This is a genomic window from Vibrio sp. 1402 (genome assembly GCF_033340275.1).
In genome coordinates, this window is record NZ_JAWOWE010000009.1 from 165,019 (window position 1) to 191,857 (window position 26,839).

Sequence of the window (26,839 nt, forward strand, 5' to 3'; positions counted from 1 at the left end):
TTTTTAGGCTTTTCGATAAAAAAACCGGTCGATTCTCTTGAAAAAGTCGCTATTGTCCCCATTCTAGATATGCTGGCGATGCTTAGACGGTGTCTGAATCGCATTTTTGAAGAAAAAATGGGTCAGCATTCGAGAATTTAGCGCAGACAATGTCCACATAGTGGCTATTGGCTCGACAGGGTTGCGACAGATCGCTAGAATGTCGCGTCTAAAAATTCTGTCCTGAGGCTAATAGGAGATACCTTTGGTTATTTTATCGAAGATATCACTGATTAGTCCGGTACTGACAACCAGTATCGATACTCGATTTTAAATTAGGTGTTCGGACAGAACACTACACAAGGATGAAGCGTAAGCTCCTCTGAGTTTCGCTCATACGCTCGGAAAACCGAGCCACTTTAGAGGTTTATATATAATGCAAGTTACTGTTGAAACGCTAGAGGGCCTAGAGCGCCGTCTAAACATTACTGTTCCAGCTGCAAACATCGAAGACGCTGTAACAGCTGAACTACGCAACATCGCTAAAAACCGTCGTTTCGATGGTTTCCGTAAGGGTAAAGTGCCTCTAAAAATGGTTGCTAAGATGTACGGCAAAGCAGTACGTCAAGACGTTCTTGGTGAAGTAATGCAACGCCACTTCATCGAAGCTATCGTTAAAGAGAAAATCAACCCAGCTGGCGCTCCAACTTTCGCTCCTGTAGAGAACAAAGAAGGTTCAGACCTAGTTTTCACTGCAACTTTTGAAGTTTACCCAGAAGTTGAGCTTAAAGGCCTAGAGAGCATCACTGTTGAAAAACCACTAACAGAAGTTAAAGATGCAGACGTAGAAGAGATGATCGATACTCTACGTAAGCAACAAGCAACTTGGGTTGAAGTTGAAGAAGCAGCAGAAGATGGCAAACGCGTAAGCATCGACTTCGTTGGTTCTATCGACGGTGAAGAGTTCGAAGGCGGTAAAGCTGAGAACTTCCCTCTAGAAATGGGTGCTGGTCGCATGATCCCTGGTTTCGAAGACGGTATCGCAGGTAAAACTGCTGGTATGGAATTCGACATCGACGTGACTTTCCCAGAAGATTACCACGCTGAAAACCTAAAAGGTAAAGCAGCTAAGTTCGCAATCAAAGTGAACAAAGTTGAAGCTCGTGAACTTCCAGAACTAAACGACGAGTTCGTTGCTAAGTTCGGTGTTGTTGAAGGTGGTGTTGAAGCACTTAAAGCTGAAGTTCGTAAGAACATGGAACGCGAACTTAAGCAAGCTGTTAAGAACCGCATCAAAGAGCAAGCGATTGACGGTCTAGTTGAGCAAAACGACATCAACGTACCATCAGCGCTTATCGAGCAAGAAATCCAAGTTCTACGTCAACAAGCTGCACAACGCTTCGGTGGTAACCCAGAAGCTGCTGCTCAGCTTCCACGTGAACTGTTCGAAGAACAAGCTAAACGTCGCGTAGTTGTTGGTCTTCTACTAGGTGAAGTAATCAAATCTGAAGAGCTAAAAGCGGACGACGAGAAAGTTAAAGCTCTAATCGAAGAAATGGCTACTGCATACGAAGATCCATCAGAAGTTATTGCTTACTACGAGCAAAACGAAGAAATGATGAACAACATGCGCAACGTAGCTCTAGAAGAGCAAGCAATCGACGCGATCATCGCTAAAGCACAGGTTTCTGAGAAAGAAGTAGGCTTCAACGAGCTACTTAACCAACAACAACCTGCTGCTTAATAAGCAATATCTTGCGTAGAAGGTTGACTTAACGTTAACTATTCTGCTAACAATGGTCCGTATGATAGTCATCATCCGGGCCATTTATTTTAGGGACATAAGAATATGAGCTACCAAGAAAAAAATGCAATGTCGCCAATTATGGACGCGCTAGTACCAATGGTGGTTGAACAAACTTCCCGAGGCGAACGCTCTTACGACATCTACTCACGTCTGCTGAAAGAGCGCGTGATTTTTTTAACGGGTCAAGTGGAAGACCACATGGCAAACCTTGTCGTGGCTCAGCTACTTTTCCTAGAATCTGAAAATCCAGATAAAGATATTTTCCTATACATCAACTCGCCAGGCGGCAGCGTAACAGCTGGTATGTCTATTTACGATACCATGCAGTTCATTAAGCCAAATGTCAGCACTGTGTGTATGGGTCAAGCATGTTCAATGGGTGCCTTCCTGCTTGCAGGTGGTGCGCCAGGTAAGCGTTACGTACTGCCTAACTCTCGTGTAATGATCCACCAACCATTGGGTGGTTTCCAGGGTCAAGCTTCTGATATCCAAATCCATGCTCAGGAAATCCTGACGATTAAACAGAAGCTAAACAAGTTGTTAGCAGAACATACAGGCCAACCTCTTGAAGTCATTGAGCGCGATACTGATCGTGATAACTTCATGTCATCAGAGCAGGCTGTGGAATACGGTATCGTGGATGCAGTGTTAAGCCACCGTGGCGAGTAATTAGCCAGCGCATTTTGGCAAAAATTGATATACACTCATTCATGAAGAGTAAAGGCTAAGAGGTTAGCGAATGACAGATAAAAGCAAAGAAAGTGGCAGCGGTAAATTGCTGTACTGTTCTTTCTGCGGCAAAAGTCAGCACGAAGTTCGCAAGCTAATCGCAGGTCCGTCAGTGTACATTTGCGACGAGTGTGTCGACTTATGTAACGATATTATTCGCGAAGAAATCAAGGATGTTCTCCCTAAGAAAGAATCTGAAGCGTTACCAACGCCAAAACAGATCCGTGAACACCTTGATGACTATGTGATCGGGCAAGATTACGCGAAAAAAGTGCTCGCAGTTGCGGTATATAACCACTACAAGCGTTTACGCAATGGTGATACAACGAGCGAAGGTGTGGAGCTTGGTAAGAGTAACATCCTTCTAATTGGTCCTACAGGTAGTGGTAAAACACTACTTGCGGAGACATTAGCTCGATTCTTGGATGTGCCATTTACAATGGCAGACGCGACGACACTAACCGAAGCCGGTTACGTAGGTGAAGACGTTGAAAACATCATCCAAAAGCTTCTGCAAAAATGTGATTACGATGTAGCTAAAGCGGAACGCGGCATCGTTTACATTGATGAAATTGATAAGATTTCACGCAAAGCTGAAAACCCATCTATTACGCGTGACGTATCTGGTGAAGGTGTTCAGCAGGCGCTACTAAAACTTATCGAAGGTACGGTTGCATCGGTTCCACCTCAAGGTGGTCGTAAGCATCCTCAGCAAGAATTCCTACAAGTGGACACATCTAAGATCCTGTTCATTTGTGGTGGTGCTTTTGCTGGCTTAGACAAGGTGATTGAGCAGCGTGTTGCAACAGGTACAGGTATTGGCTTTGGTGCTGAAGTTCGTTCGAAGAATGAATCGAAGACGGTAGGTGAGCTATTTACTCAAGTTGAACCTGAAGACTTAGTGAAGTACGGCCTCATTCCAGAATTCATTGGTCGTCTACCTGTAACAACAACACTGACTGAGCTTGACGAAGAAGCGTTGATTCAGATCCTATGTGAACCGAAGAACGCACTGACCAAGCAATATGCAGCATTGTTTGAGCTAGAAAACGCCGAACTTGAATTCCGTGAAGATGCGCTGCGCGCTATCGCGAAAAAAGCAATGGAGCGTAAAACAGGTGCTCGTGGCTTACGCTCGATTCTTGAAGGCGTGCTACTTGAAACCATGTACGAATTACCATCTGCAACAGACGTTAGTAAAGTCGTGATTGATGAGTCCGTCATTAATGGCGAGTCAGAGCCACTGCTTATTTACAGTAACGCAGACAATCAGGCAGCTGGAGCAGAGTAAATTCAGCCATAATGAAAAAGGAGGTAAGTAATTACCTCCTTTTTTTATTTCTCTTATTGAATCCAAACAATTAGCCCCCATATACTGCCTTAAGTAATACGTTAAACGTGAAAGCGGAAGAGAGAATTATATGAACTTGGAACGTTCCGAGCGTATCGAGATCCCGGTACTACCTCTACGTGACGTAGTGGTCTACCCACACATGGTTATTCCATTGTTTGTTGGTCGTGAGAAATCGATTAGCTGTCTAGAAACGGCGATGGAAACCAACAAACAAGTTCTTCTTGTGGCACAAAAGCAAGCGGATACTGACGAGCCTACGGTTGACGACCTATTTGACGTAGGTACGGTAGCCACCATTCTCCAGCTCTTGAAGCTTCCGGATGGCACAGTAAAAGTATTGGTCGAAGGCCAGCAGCGAGCAAAAATCAATCACTTTAAAGAGAGTGACTTCTTCCTAGCGGAAGCTGAATTTGTTGTTACGCCAGAATTGGATGAGCGTGAGCAAGAAGTGATTGTGCGCAGCGCGATTAATCAGTTTGAAGGGTTCATTAAGCTAAACAAGAAGATTCCACCAGAAGTGCTAACGTCACTTAATGGTATCGACGAAGCCGCACGCTTAGCGGATACCATTGCGGCTCATATGCCGTTAAAGTTGGTGGATAAGCAGCAAGTGCTTGAAATTGTTGACGTCACTGAGCGTCTGGAATTCCTGATGGGCCAGATGGAATCAGAGATCGACTTGCTGCAAGTTGAAAAACGAATTCGTGGTCGCGTTAAAAAGCAAATGGAAAAATCTCAGCGTGAGTATTATCTGAATGAGCAAATGAAAGCGATTCAGAAAGAACTTGGTGAGATGGAAGACGCACCAGACGAGTTCGAAACGCTACAGAAGAAGATTGACGAATCAAAAATGCCTCAAGAGGCACGTGAAAAGACAGAGCAAGAGCTGCAAAAGCTTAAGATGATGTCTCCAATGTCTGCTGAAGCAACAGTGGTTCGTAGCTACATCGATTGGATGGTCAGCGTTCCTTGGGCTAAGCGCTCAAAAGTTAAGAAAAACTTAGCGAAAGCAGAAGAGGTTCTTAATGAAGATCACTACGGTCTAGAACGCGTCAAAGAACGTATCCTTGAATACCTGGCTGTTCAAAACCGTATCAACAAGCTAAAAGGTCCTATCCTTTGTCTTGTTGGTCCTCCTGGTGTAGGTAAAACGTCTCTTGGTCGTTCAATTGCTTCAGCTACAGGCCGTAAGTATGTTCGTATGGCGTTGGGTGGTGTGCGTGATGAAGCGGAAATTCGTGGTCACCGTCGTACTTATATCGGCTCATTACCAGGCAAATTGATCCAGAAGATGTCGAAGGTTGGTGTGAAGAACCCGCTGTTCTTATTGGACGAAATCGACAAAATGTCTTCCGATATGCGTGGTGATCCGGCATCGGCTCTACTAGAAGTACTTGATCCTGAACAGAATAACTCGTTCAACGATCACTACCTAGAAGTGGATTACGATCTCTCTGACGTTATGTTTGTTGCGACATCGAACTCGATGAACATCCCGGGTCCATTGTTAGACCGTATGGAAGTTATTCGTTTATCTGGTTACACCGAAGACGAGAAGCTGAACATTGCAAAACGTCACCTTGTTGATAAACAAGTGAAGCGTAATGGCTTGAAAGCGGATGAGATCGTCATTGAAGATTCTGCGATTATTGGCATCATTCGTTACTACACGCGTGAAGCGGGTGTCCGTAACTTAGAGCGTGAGATTTCTAAGATCTGCCGTAAAGCGGTGAAGAACATCTTGCTGGATAAGGACATCAAGTCAGTAACGGTAACGATGGACAACCTAAAAGAGTACTTAGGTGTTCAACGTTTCGATTACGGTAAAGCGGATGAAAGTAACCGAATTGGTCAAGTAACTGGCCTAGCTTGGACCGAAGTGGGTGGCGATCTATTAACGATTGAAACTCAATCAATGCCAGGTAAAGGTAAGCTGACACAAACGGGTTCTCTTGGTGATGTGATGCAAGAGTCTATCCAAGCAGCAATGACAGTGGTTCGCTCTCGTGCAGAAAAGCTAGGTATCAATACTGACTTCTACGAGAAGAAAGATATTCACGTACACGTCCCGGAAGGCGCGACACCAAAAGATGGCCCAAGTGCGGGTACAGCAATGTGTACAGCATTGGTTTCTTCTCTAACAGGCAACCCTGTGAAAGCAGAAGTAGCGATGACGGGTGAAATCACACTGCGTGGTGAGGTTCTACCTATCGGCGGCCTAAAAGAGAAGTTACTTGCGGCACACCGTGGTGGCATTAAGACAGTGCTAATTCCAAAAGATAACGAGCGTGATTTGGAAGAGATTCCTGATAATGTTATCGCGGATCTGGAAGTTATCCCTGTACAGTGGATTGATGAAGTACTGAAAGTCGCACTAGAGCGAGACCCGACGGGCGTTGAGTTTGAGTCTCAAAAATAGTGATGTGTAGCAAAAATAAGTAAAAGTTTACGCTGATAAGCCCAAAAAGGCTTGTCAGCGTTTTTTTTGGGCGCTAAGTTAGTTTCGATAGCTGCTAGCCCTTGATGAATAAGGGGTGGAGCATATTTTCTTAACAATGGAACGAAAGTCATCACAAAAATAATCACAGATGACACAAAGGGGAAATTACAGTGAATAAAACTCAGTTAGTAGAACAAATCGCAGAAAATGCAGATATTTCTAAAGCGTCAGCGGGTCGTGCTCTAGATGCATTCATCGAAGCAGTAAGCGGAACTCTTCAATCTGGTGATCAAGTCGCTCTAGTTGGCTTTGGTACATTCAGCGTTCGTACTCGTGCTGCACGTACTGGTCGTAACCCAAAAACTGGTGAAGAAATCCAAATCGCAGAAGCAAAAGTACCAGCTTTCAAAGCTGGTAAAGCACTGAAAGACGCTTGTAACTAATCACGGCGTTATTTCTGTAACCGGCCATTTGCTTAACTTTTGCTCAAACAATAAGTTTCGAACAAAAATTTACAAACTTCGAGCCGAACTTTCTTAAATTATGCGCATCATACTGATGCGCATTTCTTTTTCTGATATTATTGCGCCATTATTTCTATTAGATAGAAGCAGTAGGCTTCAATTGTGGAGAGCAGTTAAATTATGATGGATCGACTACGCGAAGGCGTGAATAGCATCGCGGTCAAAATTATCCTTGGACTTATCATCCTGTCTTTCGTATTTGCAGGTGTAGGTAGCTACATCGTTGGTGGTAGCAACAACTCTGCAGCGAAAGTCGGTAACACTGAGATTCCTCGTGGTGAGTTCGAGATGGCATACCAAAATGAGCGTAACCGTATGCAAGCTCAGTTGGGTGACTACTTCTCTCAAATGCTGGCTGACCCTGCATATGTTGAATCTTTCCGCAAATCCGTTTTAGATCGAATGATCAATGACGTGTTGCTTGACCAACAAGCTGAAGCTTTGGGTCTGCGAATCAGCGACACTCAAGTGCGTAGCATGATTCTAGACATGCCTCAGTTCCAATCTAATGGTCAGTTTGATCAAGAGATCTATCAAGCTTCTTTGCGTCGTGCAGGCTTTTCGCCAGACTCTTTTGCTGAGTACATGCGTCGTGAATTGGTTCGTGAGCAACTGCTGAATGCGCTACAAAACAGTGAATTTATTCTGCCGGGCGAAGTACAAGCAGAAGGCAAGCTGTTCACTCAAACTCGTGATATTCGCACGATTCAGATCGACTTAGCGGAGTTCGCGAAAAATATTGAATTGACCGACGAAGAAATTCAAGAGTACTACAAAGCAAACCCAGACAACTTTACACGCCCAGAGCAGGTTAAAGTCTCTTACATCGAACTGTCAGCTGAAGCGCTAAAGGAACAAGTTAATGTTTCTGATGCTGAGGTGAAAAAGTACTACGACGAGCACTTAAACAAATACTCTTCAGAAGAGCAACGCCGTGTCGCTCACATTCTTGTAGAAGGGGACGATGAAGCAAAAGCGCAAGCTATCCTAGATGAGCTAAACGCGGGTGCAGATTTTGCGACGCTTGCTCAAGAGAAATCTGACGATTTTGGCAGCGCTGAAAACGGTGGTGACTTAGGTTGGATCGAGCGTGATGTGATGGACCCTGCTTTTGAAGAAGCGGCATTCGCACTGAAGAATCCTGGCGATACGTCGGGTCTAGTAAAGTCGGACTTTGGCTATCACATTATCAAGCTTGAAGAGCTAAAAGATTCTGTGGCGAAGCCATTTGAAGAAGTCGCTGCTGAAATCAAACAAGAGATGGTTGACCAACAAGCTATCGATCAATTCTACGAGTTGCAAAATGAGCTTGAGCGCGTAGCGTTTGAATACCCAGACTCATTGTATGATGCTTCTCAAGCGGTTAACCAAGAAGTGAAGACAACGGACTTTATTTCTCAGGTTGATGCACCTGAAGTGCTTCGTAGCCCTGCTGTAATGCAAGCTATCCTAAGTCCTGAAGTTAAAGAAGATGGCCTAAACTCTGAAGCTATCGAAGTTGCGCCTGAGCATATTATCGTTGTTCGTGTTGAAGATGTGCGTGACGAGACAGTTCTTCCACTAGAAGAAGTGAAAGATCAGGTTGTTGCAGAGCTATCTCGTGTTAAAGGTGAGCAAGAAGCGATGGAGCTTGGAACACAAGTCGTTGCGGCATTGAAAGAAGGTAAGACGAACGTGCTTGCTGAAAATAATCTTGCCTTTGGTGAACAAGAGACAGTAGATCGTCGTTCTCCGTTGGCAACAACGGTATTCGCGATGGCAAAACCAGTCGATGGTAAACCAGTATACGGTCAGTCTAAAGATCTTGAAGGTAACATCATTATCATCGAGCTTGATGCTGTAAACGCAGAGCTAGATAGTGAGTTAGAAGATCAAGTTGCGATGCAAATGCAGCGTGCATCTTCTCAGCAAGACTTATCATCTGTACTAGCCGTACTGCGTGCAAATACTGACATTGAGTACTTTGTTGTGAGCAACTAAGCACAATTAGTGTAATTTGTATGTTGAATAAAACGGACCGCATAAGCGGTCCGTTTTATTTTTGTCTTTATGAACTTCAATCATCAATAGGCATTACTTAAATTAGTGCGCGTTTAAGTGATAGCGGCCGTTGTGAATTCCGGGTCATCTCAGTTTGTTAAATGCATAACCATATTGCTTTCCATTGCAAACTTGATAGTGACTCGCTCTCGATGACTGTTTTTAGCCTACTATTTTGGAGATTGTATGTTCAATATGAAATGGATTTTGACATTGTGCTTATTTGTTTTTGCACCTTTTAGCATGGCTGCGGATTCAGCCACTGACAAATATGAAGGAATTGAAATTACTGTAAATATCAACACGGCCACTGCTGAAGAAATTGCGACCATGTTGAAAGGTATAGGTGAGAAGAAAGCGCAGAGTATAGTGGACTACCGCGAGGAACATGGCCCTTTTAAAACGGCGGCAGATTTGAAGAGCGTAAAAGGTATTGGTGAAGCGACAGTTAAGAAAAACGAAGACCGCATTTTACTGTAGCTTGATGTATTGCAGATATTGAGTCTGAATTCAGAATAATATCTGTTTCCCTATTACTGCTTTCCCGAACCAGTCCCTCTTTCGTGGTTCGGGATTTTTTATCCGAATAAACGACGGCGAAGGCCTTTTTCCATTAAAGCCATCACTAACCCACCGAGTGCGCCAAACATATGAGCATCAATAGCAACGTTTGCACCGATAAGCTCAGCAGTACTGCTGGATGGGCCATAGACCTGCTCCCATGCTACTTTGGCGATTAGCCCTCCGACTAACAACACACTGCTTCTTCTGCTTTCAAAGACTTCTCTGAGCGCCCAAAATCCAAACAATCCGTGTAATACGCCGGATAAACCCACGTATACCGACATGTTGGTAAACAAGTTCAGCGCACCAACACATGCACATAAGATTGAAAAAACGATAAGGAAGTTACGAGTGCTTGGGCGAAAAATAAAAGTAATGATCCACAATCCGGCGAGGTTCATTCCTAAGTGCGCAAAGTTGGTATGTGTGAGATTTCCTGTTACGATTCGCCACCATTCACCATGGCGTATATTGTAGCTGTGCCACTCGGTTAGGTTTGCCATTGGTTCAAATTGAAGTATCAAACAGATCACGCTGATAATACTCAGCAAGGTATAAAGGTTCACTCTATGTCTCGTTATTGTTCTCGTTGTGGAAAATCGCAAAAAGCGTGTATTTGCCAATGGATTGTACCGCTGGCAAGCGAGGTAGAACTTATCATTCTTCAGCACACGAGTGAAGAATATCGTCCGCTTGGTACGGCACGGATTCTCAATTTGAGTTTAGATAACTGTATTTGTTTGATAGGAGAGGACTTTTCTTGTGATGATGTCTTAAATCACTTATTAGCGGATGAGTCATATCAACATTTTGTTCTTTACCCATCAGAAGAGTCACGATGCATTTCTGAAATCACTCAAGCGAGTCATAGTGTATCTAAGAAAATACGTTTGATTTTGCTCGATGGTACGTGGAAAAAAGCGTACAAAATGTGGCAACTCTCAAGCAACTTACATCCACTCCCAACCGTGCAGTTGCCTAAGCAACTACAAGGGCACTACACCATTCGTAAGGCGCCCTCTGAGAATAGCTTATCGACAGTCGAGGCTGGTTATCATTCGCTTCGCTTGCTTGAACCCGAGCGCGACTTTACACCGCTTATGCATGCCTTTGAAAATATGATCGAATTCCAAATCGCCCAGATGCCTCCGGGCGTTTTTGAAAAGAATTACTTGAAAGGTTGAGTGTTACTAAAGAACGATGGAAGAGAAAAGTTGGCGGTGTAGCTTTTGCGCGTGACCATCGGTCATTGCAGAAATATAATCGGCGATGACCCTCATTTTATTGCTTTCGCTCTTCGCCTGACACCACAGCTCTTTTGTATGAACGGGTAGTAAGCGCTCTGGGTCTGCTGTTAACGCTTCAAAAATATCCATAATAATTTGCTGACCCTTATACTCAACGATCTGGACCTGCGGGACTTGGATAACGAAGGTGCTGACAAAGTGCTTGAGTACGTCAAGTGCACGTGCCATCTGTGGTTCTAAACACGCATTCCAAGACAGTAAAGGGTTATTAAACGGCTCATCCACCGCTTTGATTGAAATGCTGGTCAGTAGCGCGTTAACCATACCACCGATGGCATCTTTCCGCTCATGGTGCTTACCGCTAAATAGCATCTGTCCGATGGAATCGATATGAGCTTCAAACCACGGGTCGCCACAGTCCGCTAATTGACTTGCTGCGCCTTCTTGCCATTGCTGACGTGTCACCATACCAAGTACGATTGCATCTTCTAAATCATGAACACCGTAGGCGATATCATCTGCTAGCTCCATGATTGAGCAATCGATTGATTTAAAACGCGTTTTACTGTGCTCAAACTCCGATTCTGGCGTTGAACGCATCAGACTAAGCAATGCCTTGTCGTTGTCAGAAAGCGGTGCAATTACCCAATCAAATAAGTCTTTATCACAATCATAAATGCCTTTAGCTGGGCTCCAATCTTTTGCTTTTAGTTTACGTTGATGCTCGGCTGGTTGAGGCAATTTGACGGAGCGTGTTTGACTAATGAGGGCAGGGTACTTAATCAAACCAAGCAGTGTGCGGCGTGATAAATTCATTCCGAAATGCTCGGTATAAGGCTCTAACTTAGTGACGATACGAAAGGTTTGGGCGTTCCCCTCGAAGCCGCCATGTTCGCGCATTACGTAGTTTAGAGCGACTTCTCCCCCGTGACCGTATGGAGGATGCCCGATGTCGTGCGCCAAACATAATGAATCAATTAAGCTGTCTGACGGCAATAGATCACGGAACTCTGGTTGTTTTTTCTTTAGTTGGGCGACGATACCAGTCCCGAGTTGCGACGCTTCTAAGGAGTGTGTTAACCGGCTGCGGTGAAAGTCTTCCAAGCTATTGCCGTGTACTTGGGTTTTTGCTTGTAGGCGTCGAAATGCAGCCGAGTGAAGAATGCGCGCTCGGTCTCGTTGGTACGGGCTCCGATGGTCGTCTCGACGGATTTTATGCTCATCATCATGGCGCTCTTGCCATTGCGGGTGTAATTCAAACGACACGATTATCTCCGTAAGCTAACTGATTTCATCTAACGATAATTCGAAACTTGGGGCAAAGGTATTGAGAAAGTAATCCATTTCAGGCGTTCTGCGTTCTTGCAAAGTGACGTCTAAGCGTTTTTTTGCCAGAGCGAACTCATGGTTGCCGGCGCTTAGTTCTTCGAGACATTTTAAATAGGCACAGATGGAATCGGCTTGCTTAACGATTTTTGCGTCCTCTTCGTGAGCAGAGTGAGAAAGAAGATAGGGGGCAAAGTCATCTTGGAACTCTTCCGGTAACATTGAGAGTAATTTTTGCTCCGCTGCCGATTCTATCTTCTTATATTCTTTGGCAATTTCAGGGTTGTAATACTTCACTGGAGTCGGAAGATCACCCGTTAATACTTCACTGGAGTCATGGTACATGGCAAGAATCGCGATGCGTTCTGGATTAAGGTTGCCGCCGAACTTTTTGTTTTTAATGAGGGCAAGGGCATGAGCGACAAAAGCAACTTGTAAGCTATGCTCTGAAACGTTTTCTGGTGAGACGGACCGCATTAAAGGCCAGCGTTGGATCAGCTTCATTCGAGCCAGGTGGGCGAAAAAATGGCTTTCTTTCATGGCTTTCTCCGTTTCTGGTGTAAAAAAGGAACTCACTAGGAGTTCCTCTAAGCATATGAGAGATCAGCACTAATTACTACCAGTGATTCATTACTGGCTGTAGGTTGATAGGAATCTTTCAAAACGTCCAATGGCGATTTCTAGATCTTCAACGTGCGGTAGTGTCACGATGCGGAAGTGGTCTGGTTTTGGCCAGTTAAAACCGGAACCTTGCACCAGTAAGACCTTCTCTTGTTTTAAGAAATCTAAAACCATCTGCTGATCGTTCTTGATGTTGTACATTTTAGTGTCGATTTTCGGGAAGAGGTACATCGCACCCTTAGGTTTGACACAAGAAACACCAGGAATCTGATTGATCAATTCATACGCTCGGTTGCGCTGCTCTAATAAGCGTCCGCCAGGTAAAATCAGTTCATTGATACTCTGGTATCCACCTAACGCGGTTTGAATGGCATGTTGCATTGGTACGTTTGCACATAAACGCATTGATGAAAGCAGCTCCAAGCCATTCACGTACCCTTGAGCCAGATGTTTAGGCCCCGTTAGGAACATCCAGCCACCACGGAAACCACAAACACGGTAGGCTTTTGAAAGGCCATTGAATGTCATGACTAGCACGTCTTCAGTGAGTGTGGCGACTGAGGTATGTGTTGCACCGTCGTACAACACTTTGTCGTAGATCTCATCTGCGAAAATGATCAGTTTGTGCTTGCGTGCTATCTCAATCACTTCAAGTAGGAAGTCACGGCTGTATACCGCACCTGTCGGGTTGTTCGGGTTGATCAGAACAATGCCACGTGTCTTTGGTGTGATTTTCTTTTTGATGTCTTCAAGGTCTGGGTACCAGTCAGCCTCTTCATCACATAGATAATGAACCGGCTTACCACCAGATAGTGCAACTGAAGCTGTCCATAACGGATAGTCTGGTGCTGGGATCAGCATTTCGTCGCCATTGTTTAATAGCGCTTGCATGGCCATTACGATCAACTCAGACACGCCGTTACCTACATACACATCTTCGACATCTAGCGAGCGTATACCTTTACGCTGATAGTGTTGGACCACAGCTTTACGAGCAGAGTAAATACCTTTGGAATCACAATAGCCTTGAGAAGTCGGCAGATTACGAATCACGTCGACTAAAATCTCATCAGGGGCGTCAAAACCAAATGGGGCAGGGTTACCAATGTTTAGCTTTAGGATTTTATGCCCTTCTTCCTCCATGCGCTTAGCATGTTTGAGTACAGGACCCCTAATGTCGTAGCAGACATTGTCGAGTTTTGACGACATCCCGATATTTTGCATTGTTTAATTCCTAAAAATTCGTTAATTTCTTTATTAAAATACAATAATTTGTTTTTTATTAGAATATATATCTGTAAATAATCTGTCTGCTGGTTAAGTTTTGCTCGCTTGCTATCACAGGATTTCGCAAAAGATCGCATACGACCTTGATTTGCTTTGGGTCTAAACTTAGAGTAGCCGTCAGTTACCATTTATCCTCACATACAACGAGGTTGATTTGTCACAGTTCCATCAAGCCGTAAAGAGAATTATCGAGCGAGTTCAGCAATCGGAAGGCAATCAAACACGTCTGGTCGAGCCCCTTAGCGAGAAACCTAATTTCTCATTTATTGATTGGCTTGATGCACAACCACTTTTCCCTAAGTTTTATTGGCAGTCCCGCGATACACGTGAAGAGGTCGTTGCACTAGGGCAATTGCACGCTTTTGTTGAGCCAGGTCCTGCTTATACCATTCTAGGTGAAGGGCAAAGAGTCTGGGGCGGGCGCTCTTTTGATGGACAGCATGAGAAGAATCGTCGCTGTATGCCTTCTTTTTTCTTTTTGCCTCAAATTGAGTTAATTCGTTTTGACCAACAGTGGTCTCTCGCAGTTAATATTTCAGAAGACAAAGCGCGAACTCTAGCTGGGTTGAATAAACTGGTTTGTGAGGTCGCGGCCTTAGCTCCAATTTCGTCTCACATCCGCTCTATTGTTCACACGCCAAGTCAGCCTCAATGGAATGAGTTAGTTCATAAGGTTCTGACTGGTATAGAGAATGATGATTTTAAGAAAGTGGTTTTAGCGCGTCGCTCTACCGTGCAGCTTGATAACACATTAAGTGCTGCACAGCTACTTAAAGCAAGTTACTTAAATAACCATCATAGCTTCCATTTCATGCTGAGCTTAGACAGTAAGCACAGTTTTATGGGGTCTACGCCAGAACGTTTGTATTCTCGCGTAGGGCATGAGCTACATACCGAAGCGTTAGCAGGTACGATTGGTCGGGGAGACAATGCCACTCAAGATATGGAGTTGGCGAATTGGTTATCCCAAGACCAAAAGAACCTCAACGAAAACCAGTATGTGGTGGACGACATCATTGATCGTCTATTACCGCATTCTGAAATGGTTGAAGTGGAAGCTGAACCGAGTTTGGTCAGACTACGAAAAGTGCAGCACCTTAAGCGAAATATTCACGCTAGTCTAAGAGCGGGGATAAATGGTGTTCAGTTGTTATCGGCGCTTCAGCCAACAGCGGCGGTTGCTGGCTTACCCCGACAAGAGTCCATGCAGTTTATTCTTGATAATGAGCCCTTTGCACGCGGCTGGTACGCGGGGTCAATGGGTTATATAAGCCATGAACGAGCAGAGTTTTGTGTCGCAATCAGAAGCGCGCTTGTGCTCGGTGATCAAGTACAACTGTTTGCGGGCGCAGGGATTGTGCCTGGTTCTGTGGCAGAACATGAGTGGGCAGAACTTGATAAGAAAATGTCGACGTTACTTACGCTGATTTCTGATCATCCGCCATTGGGAGTCGCATCATGAGTCATGACCAAGCGGTGCTCAATCGAGTTTGGTCAGAAACCATATTGATTGAGCTTCAGCGATTTGGCGTTAAGCATGTTTGTATCGCTCCCGGATCTCGTTCTACGCCTTTAACTTTAGAAGCGGCAGAACAGTCCGACTTTTCCATTCATACTCATTTTGATGAGCGTGGATTGGGCTTTATGGCTCTTGGTTTAGCGAAAGCTACTCAGGAACCCGTGGCAATTATCGTTACCTCTGGTACGGCAGTGGCGAACTTATTACCGTCGGTTGCCGAAGCCAAACTTACTGGTGAAAAACTGGTGCTGCTGACAGCAGATCGTCCAGTAGAACTTGTCGGCTGTGGTGCAAACCAAGCGATAAATCAATTGGGTATTTTTTCACATCATGTTTCGGCCAGTTTGAATTTACCAAGCCCAAATTTAGCAACGTCGCTTAACTGGTTGCTGACCTCTGTTGACGAAGTGATGTTTACTCAGCAATTGCAGGGTAGTGCCGTTCATATTAATTGTGCATTTCCAGAGCCTTTGTATTCCAACGGCGCAAAATCGGATTATCAAACCTACTTAGATTCGGTCGCCGGATGGCGAAAAGGAAGCGGCACTTATACTCAGCGTTTTAGCCATTTGTCACAGGCAAACATCCCGCCTTTTTCGGACAAAAAAGGCTTGGTTGTGATTGGCAGCTTACCGCTTGAACAAGCGAAGTCGGCGCAGGCATTTGCACAAAAGATGGGATGGCCAGTACTTGCAGACCCGCAAAGTGGTCTCAGTTCGGATTGGGCGTATTACGATGTATGGCTTCAACTTCCCGAGTTCGCAAACGAGCTTGAATCTTGTGAACTTATTATCCAATTTGGTAGCCGAATCATCTCCAAACGTTTGAACCAATGGATTGATAAACAAGTATCGAAAAATCAACAAAGTAAAGACGTTCAGTATTGGTATGTCTCACCTTGTATGGACCGGAATAACCAAAATCATCTGGCGCAAATGCACTGGGTTGAGCCTCCTAAAACGTGGGTTTCTCGCATTAGTTTTGAGAAGTCAATATTTGCTGGGTGGGCTGATAGGTTAGCGAATGACGTTAAGCGAGTTCATCAACGTATCGCAGAAGCCTTCCTATCTGATTCAGCGTCTGCCATTGACGAAATTGCGTTGGCAGCAGACATCAACGAGCGCACAAAAAACGTAGATGTTTTCTTGGGTAATAGCTTGTTTGTTCGGCTTGTTGATATGTACGGAAAATTGGATGGTGTAGAGGTTTTCACTAATCGAGGCGCGTCAGGGATTGACGGTTTGTTTGCTGCGGCATCAGGCGTGCAACGGGCAAGAGGTAATCCGTTACTAATGTATATCGGTGACACAGCAGCACTTTATGATCTCAATTCTCTGGCGCTATTTTCTCACAATAAACTGCCGGCGATACTTGTTGTTACTAATAATGACGGCGGTGCGATTTTTGATATGTTGCCAGTACCACCAGAGCGCAGAACGACATATTATCAAATGCCTCATGGTTATCAGTTTGAACACGCGGCAAAGCAGTTTGGTTTGGCGTATTTGCATGTTTCTACACTGGAGCAATTCCAATCATCTGTAAAAGAGCATTTATGTCACGGCCAAGGAACGTTGCTGGTCGAGGTTCAAACCCCATCTAACCAAGCTGCTGAGACACTCAAGGCATTTAATAAGAGTCTGAATGCTTTACTTTGAACGTTTCCCTGTATTAGAAAAACACCAAAGTAGAACGTTGCCCACTTTGGTGTTTTTGCATGGCTTACTCGGTAGCGGTGCCGATTGGCTCGCGTGTTTAAATGCATTACCCGAATATGAACGTGTTACGGTTGACCTCCCTGGTCATGGGCATAGCCAATCTATTTCTTGCAGCGATCTGAATGATTGCTGCAAACTTCTTGGTTCCACACTATCTTTATTATTTCCCTCACAACAACCACTTATTTTGATTGGTTACTCTATGGGCGGCCGCATTGCGATGCATGGTATTGCCCATCAATGCTTTCCAGATCTCAATATTGCAGGCGCGATTATTGAAGGGGGAAACTTCGGGCTTCAAACTGAGTCAGAGAAACAGGTGAGATTAGAGAATGATGCTCGCTGGGCAATGCGTTTCAAAACTGAACCACTTGAACGTGTTTTGAACGATTGGTACCAACAAGCGGTGTTTTCTTCACTAAACCATGAGCAAAGACAAACATTCATTGCGAAGCGAAGTGATAATCTTGGCTCAGCGGTGGCGAATATGTTGATGACGACATCGTTAGCCAAACAGGCATATTTGTTGCCCTCACTGCAAAAGCAGAACATACCAGTGTATTACTTGTGTGGTGAGAAAGACCAAAAATTTAGCCAACTGGCACAACGTAGCGGGTTGGCGTATCGACAAGTTGAAGGCGCTGGTCATAACGTCCATCAAGAGCAGCCCAAACAGTTTGCGAGACATACCAAGCAAATAATTCAGTCTCACTTTGGTGAGAGTAACGAGAACAATGGGAATCACCATGGCTAAAACAGTAGGCATTTCTGAAGAAGAACTTTACGCTCCGGTTCAATGGAAAGATTGCGGCGAGAAATACGAGGACATTCATTACCATAAGTCTGAAGATGGTATCGCGAAAATCACCATTGCGCGTCCTCAAGTGCGTAATGCGTTTCGTCCTCAAACGGTAAAAGAGATGATTGATGCGTTGGCAGATGCGCGTTACGACTCTGGTGTTGGCGTGATCATTCTGACAGGTCTAGGTGAAGACGCATTCTGTTCTGGCGGTGACCAGAAGATCCGTGGCGACTACGGCGGCTACAAAGATGACCAAGGTACGCACCACCTAAACGTATTGGACTTCCAACGTGATATTCGTACTTGTCCAAAACCAGTGATCGCATCGGTAGCTGGTTGGGCTGTTGGCGGTGGTCATGTACTGCATATGATGTGTGATCTAACAATTGCAGCTGACAACGCTCAATTTGGTCAAACAGGCCCTAAAGTGGGTTCATTTGACGGCGGTTGGGGCGCATCTTATATGGCTCGTATCGTAGGCCAAAAGAAAGCTCGCGAAATTTGGTTCCTATGTCGTTTCTACAATGCTCAAGAAGCGGTAGACATGGGCCTAGTAAACACAGTTGTACCACTAGCGGATCTAGAGAAAGAAACCGTTCGTTGGTGTCGTGAAGTACTACAGCACAGCCCAATGGCATTGCGCTGCCTGAAAGCTGCATTAAACGCAGATTGTGATGGTCAAGCGGGTCTGCAAGAGCTAGCGGGTAACGCAACGATGATGTTCTACATGACTGATGAAGGCCAAGAAGGTCGTAATGCCTTTAACGAGAAGCGTCGCCCAGACTTCGATAAATTCCCTCGCAACCCATAATCCGTCTAAATGAGGAGCGTGTTAGCTCCTCTGTTCCTTTTTTCCTGAGCGCCTCGCCCTCTGGGAGGCTGGTGGGATTGCTCGTCAGAACGCTCAAATATACGGCATTACATAGGACTTGAATTATGCGTGAAGCGAAAATTTATCGTTATAGCTTGCCCATGGATAGTGGTGTCATCCTACGTGACAACAAGCTAACCGAACGTGTTGGTTATGTTGTTGCGCTTTCCGAAGATGGTAAAACAGGGCTTGGAGAAGTCGCTCCTCTTCCTGGTTTTAGCTTAGAGAGCACCGAAGATGCGGGTGTTCAGCTACAAGAACAGGCGGAGCGTTGGGTAGCAGAGTTGGATGTGGATTATGCCAAGATGTACCCGTCGGTTGCGTTTGGTTTATCGATGGCACAGCTTGAATTAGCTGGTGGCTTACCACAACAAGGTAAATACCAAACAGCGCCACTATGCACTGGCGACCCAGATGAGCTCATTCCAAAGCTGAACGAAATGGAAGGTAAGAAAGTCGCTAAGGTGAAAGTTGGACTTTATGAGCCAATTCGCGATGGCATGCTTGTGAACCTTTTTCTTGAATCAATCCCTCAATTAACGCTTCGACTCGATGCCAATCGCGCTTGGACACCAGAAAAAGCGCAGCAGTTCGCTAAGTACATTGCTCCGTCTCTGCGTCAACGAATCACGTTTCTAGAAGAGCCGTGCCGCTCTCCTGGCGATAGTCTCTCTTTTGCGATTAATACTGGTATTGCTATCGCTTGGGATGAAACATTGCAAGATGCGGTTCGTCGTGAAGATTTCCGTCTTGAAGATCTAACTGGTGTGAAAACGATCATCATCAAACCCACACTCATTGGTTCAGTGGATTTTTGTATTACACTGATAGAGAAAGCGAAGTCACTGGGGATGAAAGCAGTGATTAGCTCGAGCATTGAATCCAGTCTCGGTTTAACTCAATTAGCGCGCTTTGCCCAATGGCAGCTGCCTGATGAAGTTCCAGGTTTGGATACGATTGGCTTACTCAAAGCTCAGCTAGAGCAGGGCTGGCCTAAGTGTGAACTTCCCGTTCTTCCTCTAAAAGACCAGGAGATTGTGTGGCATTCTGCGTAGACAATATTGCGAAGGCACCATGGAAATATTGGGCTCAAACGAGCCCTTTTTCTATTGCACTCAAGACATCAACAGAAGTATTAAACTGGCAACAACTCTCGAAGCGTATTGACCAATACACTCACTATTTGAATGACTTGGGTGTAACTCGGGGGGATGTGCTGACTTTGGTTGGCAAGAACCAAGTAGAAACACTGTTGTTTTATCTTGCCTCCAAACAGTTAGGTGCGCTCGCTGCGCTGACCATGGAACAACCACTAGATAAGTTGCAGGGTAAGCTTGCTACACTTTACAGGCCTGATCAAACTCGGTTTATCTGGTTTTCTCAGGAGTGCGCTTCGACCTTTTCTGAACATGATATACAAAAACTCAAGGCAACATTGCTTTCATCGCCTGTAGTATCACAGCAAGAGAGTGATTCGTTGACTGAAGATAGCTATCATCATGACCGGCTCGCTTCAGTAGTATTTACTTCTGGCTCTACAGGGGAGCCTAAAGCTGTGGTTCATACACATCGACAGCATCTTGCGTCTGCAGAGGGCTTGTTGCAGGAGTTCATTTTCACTCAGCAAGATGCTTGGCTATTATCGCTTCCGCTGTATCACGTCTCTGGATTGGCGATTGTCTATCGTTGGCTATATGTCGGAGCAACACTAAAAGTCGGTTCAGGGAAACTTGTTGATGATGTTCAGGGCGTATCACACGCTTCTTTGGTTGCGACTCAGCTCAAACGGTTATTGGATGATGATGCACATTTGTCATTGACACATGTGCTACTGGGCGGCAGTCACGTTGATCATGAGTTGGCACTACGAGCATCAGGGCAAGGCATTGAGACGTGGTTAGGTTATGGGATGACGGAGGCGGCCTCTACCGTTACCGCAAAGAGAATTGACAGCACCAGTAATGCTGGACATGTATTGAAGCACCGTAAGATAAAATTAGTTGACCAACGCATTTTTGTTGGCGGTAAGACATTAGCGGCAGGGTATTTCCATCAAGGACATGTTACCCCATTTCTGGATGAGAAAGGCTGGTTTGACAGCAAAGATCTTGGCGAGTGGCAAGGTGATGAATTAAAGATAATCGGCCGTGCCGACAATCAGTTTATCTCTGGTGGTGAGAATATCCATTGTGAAGAGATTGAAGCCGCTTTGAACCAAATTGATGGTGTAGTGCAGAGTATAGTGGTTCCAGTCGAAGACGCGGAGTTTGGTCATAGACCAGTAGCTGTGATTCAGACCAATGGATTGCGCAGCAAGTCGGAGTATGACCAGCACTTGCAATCAAAGTTAGAGAAGTTTAAATGGCCAGTGGAATACCATGTAATGCCAGAAACTCTACTAGAAGGTGGGATCAAAATTTCACGTAAGGCCGTGAAAGAGTGGCTGTTGTCATCACTTCAGCATTAGTCAATTTTGCTATGTATTAGTCATAAAGAGAATTTCGTATCCTTATAACTCTGAATCATAATTATGCTTCTTAGTGGAGAGAAAATGCATAAGGTTCAGGATGGCAAAGCTAGTTTTAATTGCGGCAGTAGCACTACAAATTGGTATCGCGATAAGTAGTGAAGGGCTAGCCCGCTCTCTTGCAGAGCTAACGGCATTTTTGATCGCTATTGCGTTGGTCGTTATATACAAAAATAGCAAACGGGAAATACCGTCCCCTCAACGCGATAAGCAGACCACCAATATCTAAAACAGTAACCAACTTAGAGAAGTGGTAGAAATTAGCACCCACAGAGTCACACCAAACAACAGCGGCTTAGCTCCAGCTGACTTTAGTTTTGAAATTGAAATGCTGCAACCTATCAAGAACAGACATACAACCAACGCTTGCTTTGCTCCAATGAAAATGCCGTGATAGACCATTTCAAATTGAGGAAAGAAGTCGCTAAACGCGATAGCTGCACAGTACCAAAAAATGAAATAAGGGATAGCTAGTTTTTTCTTTCCATTCTCTTTTTGGCCTCTTGAAAAGATGACGGCACTGATCAAAGCAACAGGAATGATCCATAAAGCGCGCGCGAGTTTCAATGTTGTTGCCGTCGTTAGTGCTTCTTCCCCATAGGCCGAGGCAGCCCCGACAACAGAAGATGTGTCATGAATGGCAATCGCAGCCCATGTGCCAAACGTGTGTTGATCTAGCCCTAAAGCATGTCCAATCACAGGAAACACAAAGAGTGCAATGGAGTTCAGGACAAACACTGTTGCCAGTGCTAATCCAATCTGCTCGTCTTTCGCTTTAATCGCCGGTGCCACAGCAGCAATTGCGCTACCACCACAAATTGCAGTACCTGATGAGATTAAGTAAGCGGTTACTCGCTCCAATTTAATTACCCTGGCAATGAGAGTGCCCATGATCAGTGTGCCTGTAATAGTGGCGATGATCAGGCCGATACCATCCGATGTGACTGCAAGTGCTTGCTCAAAGTTGATGCCAAAGCCTAAGCCAATAATCGAGTAAGACAGCAGCTTTTTAGTAAAAGAAGCGATGGGCAGCTCGGAAGGCACAAAACCAAAACTTGCGAGTAGAAAACCGATAACTAGAGCAATGGGAGAGGAGGCAAGAGGGGTTAGACAAAAAAGTAACGCCAATCCAAACAGGAGGTAGTTTCTATTCAAGGTTTTTATTCGCTGTTGTGAATGAAAGGGAGAGTATATCGCACTGGGTGTGGTCAGTTTGTCTTAATGATTTGAACACATGTTCAGTTATCCTAAACATGTGTTCAAGTGTATTTATCGCCAGTCGCCTCTAAGTTGATGCACTTTATCGAACATTGTTTTTGCCGTTGCCTCGTTTGGTGGCACCGGTTGTCCTGCCTCTATTTCTAGCTTTGACCAAAATCGAGTCGGTAAGCCACAGCATGCGCGACCTTTTGCGCGGCTGAAATAGCTTCCCCATAAGCCTTTAAGTGCAACAGGTATGACAGGTACTGGACTACGACGTAGGATTATATCAATACCGCGCATGAATTCATTCATTTCACCATCTGAAGTTAATCTTCCTTCAGGGAAAATACAGACGATATGACCTTCGCTTAGCGCAGCTTCCACATCGTTAAATGCACGTCTGATAGAGCTTCTGTTACTCGCTGAAATTGGAATTACCCCAGTTCGACGTAAAAAGCGCCTTAATGGAGGTAGGTTGGCGTAATCTTCCTCCATCACAAAACGAATCAACCTTGGGCATACGGCACTAAGTAGCAATGCATCCATGTAGCTTACATGATTACATACAATCAATGCCCCACCATGCTCGGGTAGGTTGTGTAGATTCTTATGCTTAACTCGATAGATGGTGTGCGTAAGCATCCACATGACAAAGCGAACTACAAAAATAGGAATTTGCAAAAAGATGTAAGCGGCGACTAAGAAATTTAAAATGGCTAACAATGCAAACAGCTGAGGAATTGTCATCTTGATTACACTTAGGCACACAATACCTAAGACAGCGCTGCCGACCATAAACAGAGAGTTAAAAATGTTGAGCCCTGCGATGACTTGAGCACGTTCGGTTTCCTTTGCTCGATGCTGCATTAATGCGTAAAGAGGCACGATAAACAAACCGCCCGAAGCGCCAATCATCAATAGGTAGAAAAATAATGGCCAAAAAGGCTCATATCTAAAGAAGTCTACAAAGTTATGGAAAGTAGGTAGATCATTGGGAATGGAAGTGGCCATTAGGTACCCAAATACTGTAATGCCAAAGGCACCAATTGGCACAATACCGACTTCGATACGATGGTTTGAGATCCAATTGCAAAGTAGCGACCCTAGCGCGATACCAATGGAAAATAGAGCGAGCAAGAAAGACACCGCACTCTCGGTGCCATTTAGGTAAATCTTAGTGAAATTCGGGAATTGTGTTAGATATGCGGCGCCTAAAAACCAAAACCAGCTTATTGCCATTATGCATTGAAAAACAACTCGATCGGATTTGGCGATAGAGAGCGTGTGTTTGGTTTGCTTGTATGGTTGCCAACGAAAAGAGAGATTGGGCGCGCTGGCTGCAGCAAAGGGGATTGAGCGGCTCGACAAGTAGCCTAACAATGCGAAGATCACGACACAAAATGCGGCGAGGTATTTTGCGTTGTCTGCAGAGGCTATAATCCCAGCGCCTAAGGTGCCAATAAGGATGGCGATAAAGGTACCAGCTTCAACAAGAGCGTTGCCGGGCACTAACTCTTTAGCATTTAACTTTTGAGGCAAAAGGGCATATTTAACTGGGCCAAAAAATGCTGACTGTGTGCCCATTAAAAACAGTAGCAATAAAAGCACACCATAACTTTCGGTTATGAATCCGATGGCACCTAACAGCATGATGGCTATTTCAAATAGTTTGACCTTACGAATAAACCATGACTTTTCATATTTGTCGGCTAATACGCCAGCGGAAGCAGAGAACAGAAAGAACGGTAGAATGAACAAGCCTGCCGCAAGGTTGATGAACAAATTGCTCGAAATAGGTAGTGCACTGGAGCCAGCGAATGCGACAAACAACAGCAAAACGTTTTTAAAAATATTGTCGTTGAAAGCGCCAAAAAACTGAGTAATGAAATAGGGCAGGAACTTTCTCTGCGTAAGTAACGACGGCTGTCTGTCGGATGACATGGATAATCCTTTGTTACCAGTTCGTGAGGTAGTTAGAAAGAAGATTACTGATCAATTCTTTGCCATCAATCGGTTCACTAGAGAAAAACTTATCATCAACACTGAGTAAAGTAATGCCATGTACGCCAGACCAAAGGACTCGACTCGCTTGAATCACTTCGGATTCAGTACGATGTGGTGCGATTTGAGCCAATAGTGACTCTAGCATTCCCGTCATACCATCGATACGTTTGGCATGCCATTCCGGAAGTTCTGCTCCATTCATGTTGTGTTCGAACACTAACTGCCAACGGTATGGGTGTTTTTGAGCAAAATCGTGGTAGCAATAAGCGAGTTCAAAAAGCGCTTGATGGGAGTCTTTGCTGTCATTAGTCGCTTTGCGTGCTTCTTGAGATAACTCATCTAAAGTTTGAGCGACAACATGAAGCAACAACAAATTATAATTACCAAAAACATTTACCAATGTGCTTGGCACGTAACCAATCATGTTAGCGATTTTACGAAGACTGAGTTCGTGGTAAGAATTCTCATCTAAAAAGTTTTTGACCGTTGTTAAGGTCAAATTCACTAACTCTTCTCGGGTGTGATCGTTTCTGCGCGCCATACTCTCAAACTACTTTATTGAACATCGTTCAATATGATAGTCAGCTACCTATTAACCGTCAACAAGGCAATGTGTCCAAGTGCCCTCAAGGTGTAGGATTCTGAGCTGTGTCACTGATTCTAATTCAAGTAAAACAATCTGGAGTATTAGTGAACTTATTCCATACTTTTTTTACATTGATCAAGCGCCTTCAGGTGAATTGTAAGCAGTGTGAGCAGTCTGCATTTTTGGCAATATTCTGATACATGTCAGCTTCTATAAGCTATTTTCATCAATCGGTATACAGAGTATGATGACTTAAAAATCATCTTTGGCGTGCTACTGTTTGAAACAACGATTGTTTCGTCTTGAAAATGGGGCACTATCTTAGATAGCTAACTTTAAGGATAACGATGAAACGTTTATTTTCTATTGTTGCTTTGTTGATGTTTACCGTTGCTGTAACGCCTATCGCGGAAGCGAAGAAGTTTGGTGGCAGTAAGTCTTTCGGTAAGAGCTACAAAACCGCACCAGCACCGAAACAACAGCAACAAAACACCAATACGGTCGGCAAAGATCAGACGACAAAGTCTTCAAGTAAGAAAGGCCTTATGGGTGGTCTGCTAGGCGGACTTCTTGCTGGTGGTCTACTTGCTGCATTCTTTGGCGGTGCTTTTGAAGGTATCCAGTTTATGGATATCCTAATTATTGGTTTGATTGCCTTTGTCATCTTTAAACTAATGCGCGGTATGCTAGGTGCGAAGCAGGGCAGTATGAACCAGCATCGTCAACAGCCTGCATTTGGTGGCAACGCATCTAAGTTTGAGCAACCAAACATGCAAAACTTTGAGCAACAACCAAACACAAATAATGGTGGCTTTGGTGGTTTTGGCGCTCAAACAGACGTACCACATAACTACCCACCGGGTTTTGACCAAGCAGCGTTCATTAATGGTTCTCGTGAACACTATCGAATCCTGCAAGGTGCGTGGAATCACAACCAGCTAGAAACTATTGAAGAATATGTTTCTCCAAGCTTGTTTGAAGACCTAAAAGCAGAGCGCGCGAAGCTCGACGGTGAGCAGCATACTGACGTAATGTACGTTGATGCGGAGATCGTCCGTGCTGATTACGATGCAAATAAAGCACAGCTTAGTCTGCAGTTTAGCGGTCGTTACCGTGACACAGTAGAAGGTGTTGAAGAAGAAATCGAAGATATCTGGCACCTAGAGCGTGACTTGACTGCGCCTAATGCGCCATGGTTAATCGTTGGTATTCAAGGCTAGTCACCTTTAAACCAATTTAGTCACTAGTAAAAATCCCGCATCCCCTGCGGGATTTTTTGTATCTATCATTTATATTTCTTGTACGTGTTTTTATACAAACATCACTAATTGAGTCCGTTTGGTAATTTTGCGAACCCACTTTTTCTAGTAAGTCCTCAAGTGTTTTCCTAGTTATATTGAACATTCATATTAAGGCCATACGAACTAACAAAATCAAAATAGCTAGTACATTGTTTGTAGGGTAAAGATCTGCTCCTCAGCCTTTTGTTTGTGGAGCTTCACATGGGGTTGGTTGCTTTAGTGAGATTGAGTATAGGTTATACCAATCGTAGTAAATAACTGGTCATTCTAGCTTGTTAAAATACTCGATAACTGCGTTGCAATTTTTGATTGCAGAATAACTACTTATCGAAAAATTGCGCCTTGTTCTCAAGCATTTTCCCTACGCTATTTCTGATCACTTATTTACTG

At 44.5% G+C, this 26,839-nt stretch carries 23 protein-coding genes; 16 read left to right on the forward strand and 7 right to left on the reverse strand.

Annotation, left to right across the window (positions count from 1 at the left end; genetic code table 11):
* The first annotated feature begins 415 nt into the window (after positions 1-415).
* The 7 genes from tig (at position 416) to R7044_RS17265 (ending at position 9,353) form a co-directional block, all read left to right on the forward strand.
* Positions 416-1,723: a trigger factor gene (gene tig, locus R7044_RS17235; protein ID WP_005382251.1), complete on the forward strand. Its 1,308-nt coding sequence runs from the start codon at positions 416-418 to the stop codon at positions 1,721-1,723.
* A gap of 105 nt (positions 1,724-1,828) precedes the next feature.
* Positions 1,829-2,455, forward strand: coding sequence for an ATP-dependent Clp endopeptidase proteolytic subunit ClpP (gene clpP, locus R7044_RS17240; protein ID WP_005382347.1), 627 nt, complete (start codon positions 1,829-1,831; stop codon positions 2,453-2,455).
* Between the two features lie 70 nt (positions 2,456-2,525).
* Complete coding sequence (clpX, locus tag R7044_RS17245; RefSeq protein ID WP_005382345.1) at positions 2,526-3,806, forward strand: ATP-dependent protease ATP-binding subunit ClpX; 1,281 nt, start codon at positions 2,526-2,528, stop codon at positions 3,804-3,806.
* A gap of 130 nt (positions 3,807-3,936) precedes the next feature.
* Positions 3,937-6,288 (forward strand): endopeptidase La, encoded by a 2,352-nt coding sequence (gene lon / locus R7044_RS17250; protein WP_005382343.1) that lies wholly within the window; start codon positions 3,937-3,939, stop codon positions 6,286-6,288.
* Between the two features lie 191 nt (positions 6,289-6,479).
* The gene (locus R7044_RS17255) at positions 6,480-6,752 is read left to right on the forward strand and encodes an HU family DNA-binding protein (RefSeq protein WP_005382341.1); all 273 of its coding nucleotides are present in this window, start codon (positions 6,480-6,482) and stop codon (positions 6,750-6,752) included.
* A gap of 201 nt (positions 6,753-6,953) precedes the next feature.
* Positions 6,954-8,813: a peptidylprolyl isomerase gene (gene ppiD / locus R7044_RS17260; protein ID WP_213905389.1), complete on the forward strand. Its 1,860-nt coding sequence runs from the start codon at positions 6,954-6,956 to the stop codon at positions 8,811-8,813.
* A gap of 255 nt (positions 8,814-9,068) precedes the next feature.
* The gene (locus tag R7044_RS17265; protein WP_031777211.1) at positions 9,069-9,353 is read left to right on the forward strand and encodes a ComEA family DNA-binding protein; all 285 of its coding nucleotides are present in this window, start codon (positions 9,069-9,071) and stop codon (positions 9,351-9,353) included.
* A gap of 98 nt (positions 9,354-9,451) precedes the next feature.
* On the opposite strand, the gene rrtA is transcribed toward R7044_RS17265, so the two are convergent.
* Positions 9,452-10,003 carry a rhombosortase gene (gene rrtA / locus R7044_RS17270; protein WP_017634781.1) on the reverse strand — a complete coding sequence of 184 codons (552 nt, stop codon included), beginning with the start codon at positions 10,001-10,003 and terminating at the stop codon, positions 9,452-9,454.
* A 3-nt stretch (positions 10,004-10,006) separates the two neighbouring features.
* Here rrtA and R7044_RS17275 point away from each other — a divergent pair, with 3 nt between their 5' ends.
* Entirely contained in the window at positions 10,007-10,621 is a 615-nt protein-coding gene (locus R7044_RS17275; protein ID WP_167415088.1) for a tRNA-uridine aminocarboxypropyltransferase, read from the forward strand.
* Between the two features lie 6 nt (positions 10,622-10,627).
* Here the strand turns inward: R7044_RS17275 and R7044_RS17280 are convergent, their stop codons facing one another.
* From R7044_RS17280 to R7044_RS17290, 3 genes are all read right to left on the reverse strand, one after another.
* Positions 10,628-11,950, reverse strand: a complete 1,323-nt coding sequence (locus R7044_RS17280) for an anti-phage deoxyguanosine triphosphatase (RefSeq protein WP_176310856.1) — start codon at positions 11,948-11,950, stop codon at positions 10,628-10,630.
* 15 nt (positions 11,951-11,965) lie between these two features.
* On the reverse strand, positions 11,966-12,550 hold the full coding sequence (yfbR, locus tag R7044_RS17285) for a 5'-deoxynucleotidase (RefSeq protein WP_025766954.1): 585 nt from the start codon (positions 12,548-12,550) through the stop codon (positions 11,966-11,968).
* Positions 12,551-12,640: 90 nt separating this feature from the next.
* The gene (locus R7044_RS17290) at positions 12,641-13,855 is read right to left on the reverse strand and encodes a pyridoxal phosphate-dependent aminotransferase (protein WP_053303263.1); all 1,215 of its coding nucleotides are present in this window, start codon (positions 13,853-13,855) and stop codon (positions 12,641-12,643) included.
* A gap of 217 nt (positions 13,856-14,072) precedes the next feature.
* On the opposite strand from R7044_RS17290, the gene R7044_RS17295 reads away from it, so the two are divergent.
* The 7 genes from R7044_RS17295 (at position 14,073) to R7044_RS17325 (ending at position 21,584) form a co-directional block, all read left to right on the forward strand.
* Positions 14,073-15,380 carry an isochorismate synthase MenF gene (locus R7044_RS17295; RefSeq protein ID WP_053303262.1) on the forward strand — a complete coding sequence of 436 codons (1,308 nt, stop codon included), beginning with the start codon at positions 14,073-14,075 and terminating at the stop codon, positions 15,378-15,380.
* A complete protein-coding gene (gene menD / locus R7044_RS17300; protein WP_064376285.1) occupies positions 15,377-17,095 on the forward strand; it encodes a 2-succinyl-5-enolpyruvyl-6-hydroxy-3-cyclohexene-1-carboxylic-acid synthase in 1,719 nt (572 codons plus the stop codon). The genes R7044_RS17295 and menD overlap by 4 nt, the downstream gene beginning before the upstream one ends.
* A complete protein-coding gene (gene menH, locus R7044_RS17305; RefSeq protein WP_225455709.1) occupies positions 17,082-17,909 on the forward strand; it encodes a 2-succinyl-6-hydroxy-2,4-cyclohexadiene-1-carboxylate synthase in 828 nt (275 codons plus the stop codon). The genes menD and menH overlap by 14 nt, the downstream gene beginning before the upstream one ends.
* Positions 17,902-18,768, forward strand: a complete 867-nt coding sequence (menB, locus tag R7044_RS17310; protein ID WP_005382318.1) for a 1,4-dihydroxy-2-naphthoyl-CoA synthase — start codon at positions 17,902-17,904, stop codon at positions 18,766-18,768. The genes menH and menB overlap by 8 nt, the downstream gene beginning before the upstream one ends.
* Positions 18,769-18,893: 125 nt before the next feature.
* The gene (gene menC / locus R7044_RS17315) at positions 18,894-19,883 is read left to right on the forward strand and encodes an o-succinylbenzoate synthase (RefSeq protein ID WP_033906878.1); all 990 of its coding nucleotides are present in this window, start codon (positions 18,894-18,896) and stop codon (positions 19,881-19,883) included.
* Positions 19,868-21,295, forward strand: coding sequence for an o-succinylbenzoate--CoA ligase (menE, locus tag R7044_RS17320; protein ID WP_225455710.1), 1,428 nt, complete (start codon positions 19,868-19,870; stop codon positions 21,293-21,295). The genes menC and menE overlap by 16 nt, the downstream gene beginning before the upstream one ends.
* Before the next feature lie 100 nt (positions 21,296-21,395).
* The gene (locus R7044_RS17325) at positions 21,396-21,584 is read left to right on the forward strand and encodes a hypothetical protein (RefSeq protein ID WP_017634658.1); all 189 of its coding nucleotides are present in this window, start codon (positions 21,396-21,398) and stop codon (positions 21,582-21,584) included.
* Here R7044_RS17325 and R7044_RS17330 read toward each other — a convergent pair.
* The 3 genes from R7044_RS17330 to R7044_RS17340 form a co-directional block, all read right to left on the reverse strand.
* Positions 21,581-22,510, reverse strand: a complete 930-nt coding sequence (locus R7044_RS17330) for a YeiH family protein (RefSeq protein WP_005384270.1) — start codon at positions 22,508-22,510, stop codon at positions 21,581-21,583. The genes R7044_RS17325 and R7044_RS17330 overlap by 4 nt on opposite strands.
* 114 nt (positions 22,511-22,624) lie before the next feature.
* Complete coding sequence (locus R7044_RS17335; protein ID WP_005384269.1) at positions 22,625-24,499, reverse strand: MFS transporter; 1,875 nt, start codon at positions 24,497-24,499, stop codon at positions 22,625-22,627.
* A gap of 13 nt (positions 24,500-24,512) precedes the next feature.
* Positions 24,513-25,103, reverse strand: a complete 591-nt coding sequence (locus R7044_RS17340; protein ID WP_005382308.1) for a TetR/AcrR family transcriptional regulator — start codon at positions 25,101-25,103, stop codon at positions 24,513-24,515.
* Positions 25,104-25,495: 392 nt separating this feature from the next.
* On the opposite strand from R7044_RS17340, the gene R7044_RS17345 reads away from it, so the two are divergent.
* Positions 25,496-26,368 (forward strand): Tim44 domain-containing protein, encoded by an 873-nt coding sequence (locus tag R7044_RS17345; RefSeq protein WP_005384268.1) that lies wholly within the window; start codon positions 25,496-25,498, stop codon positions 26,366-26,368.
* Positions 26,369-26,839: the final 471 nt, after the last annotated feature.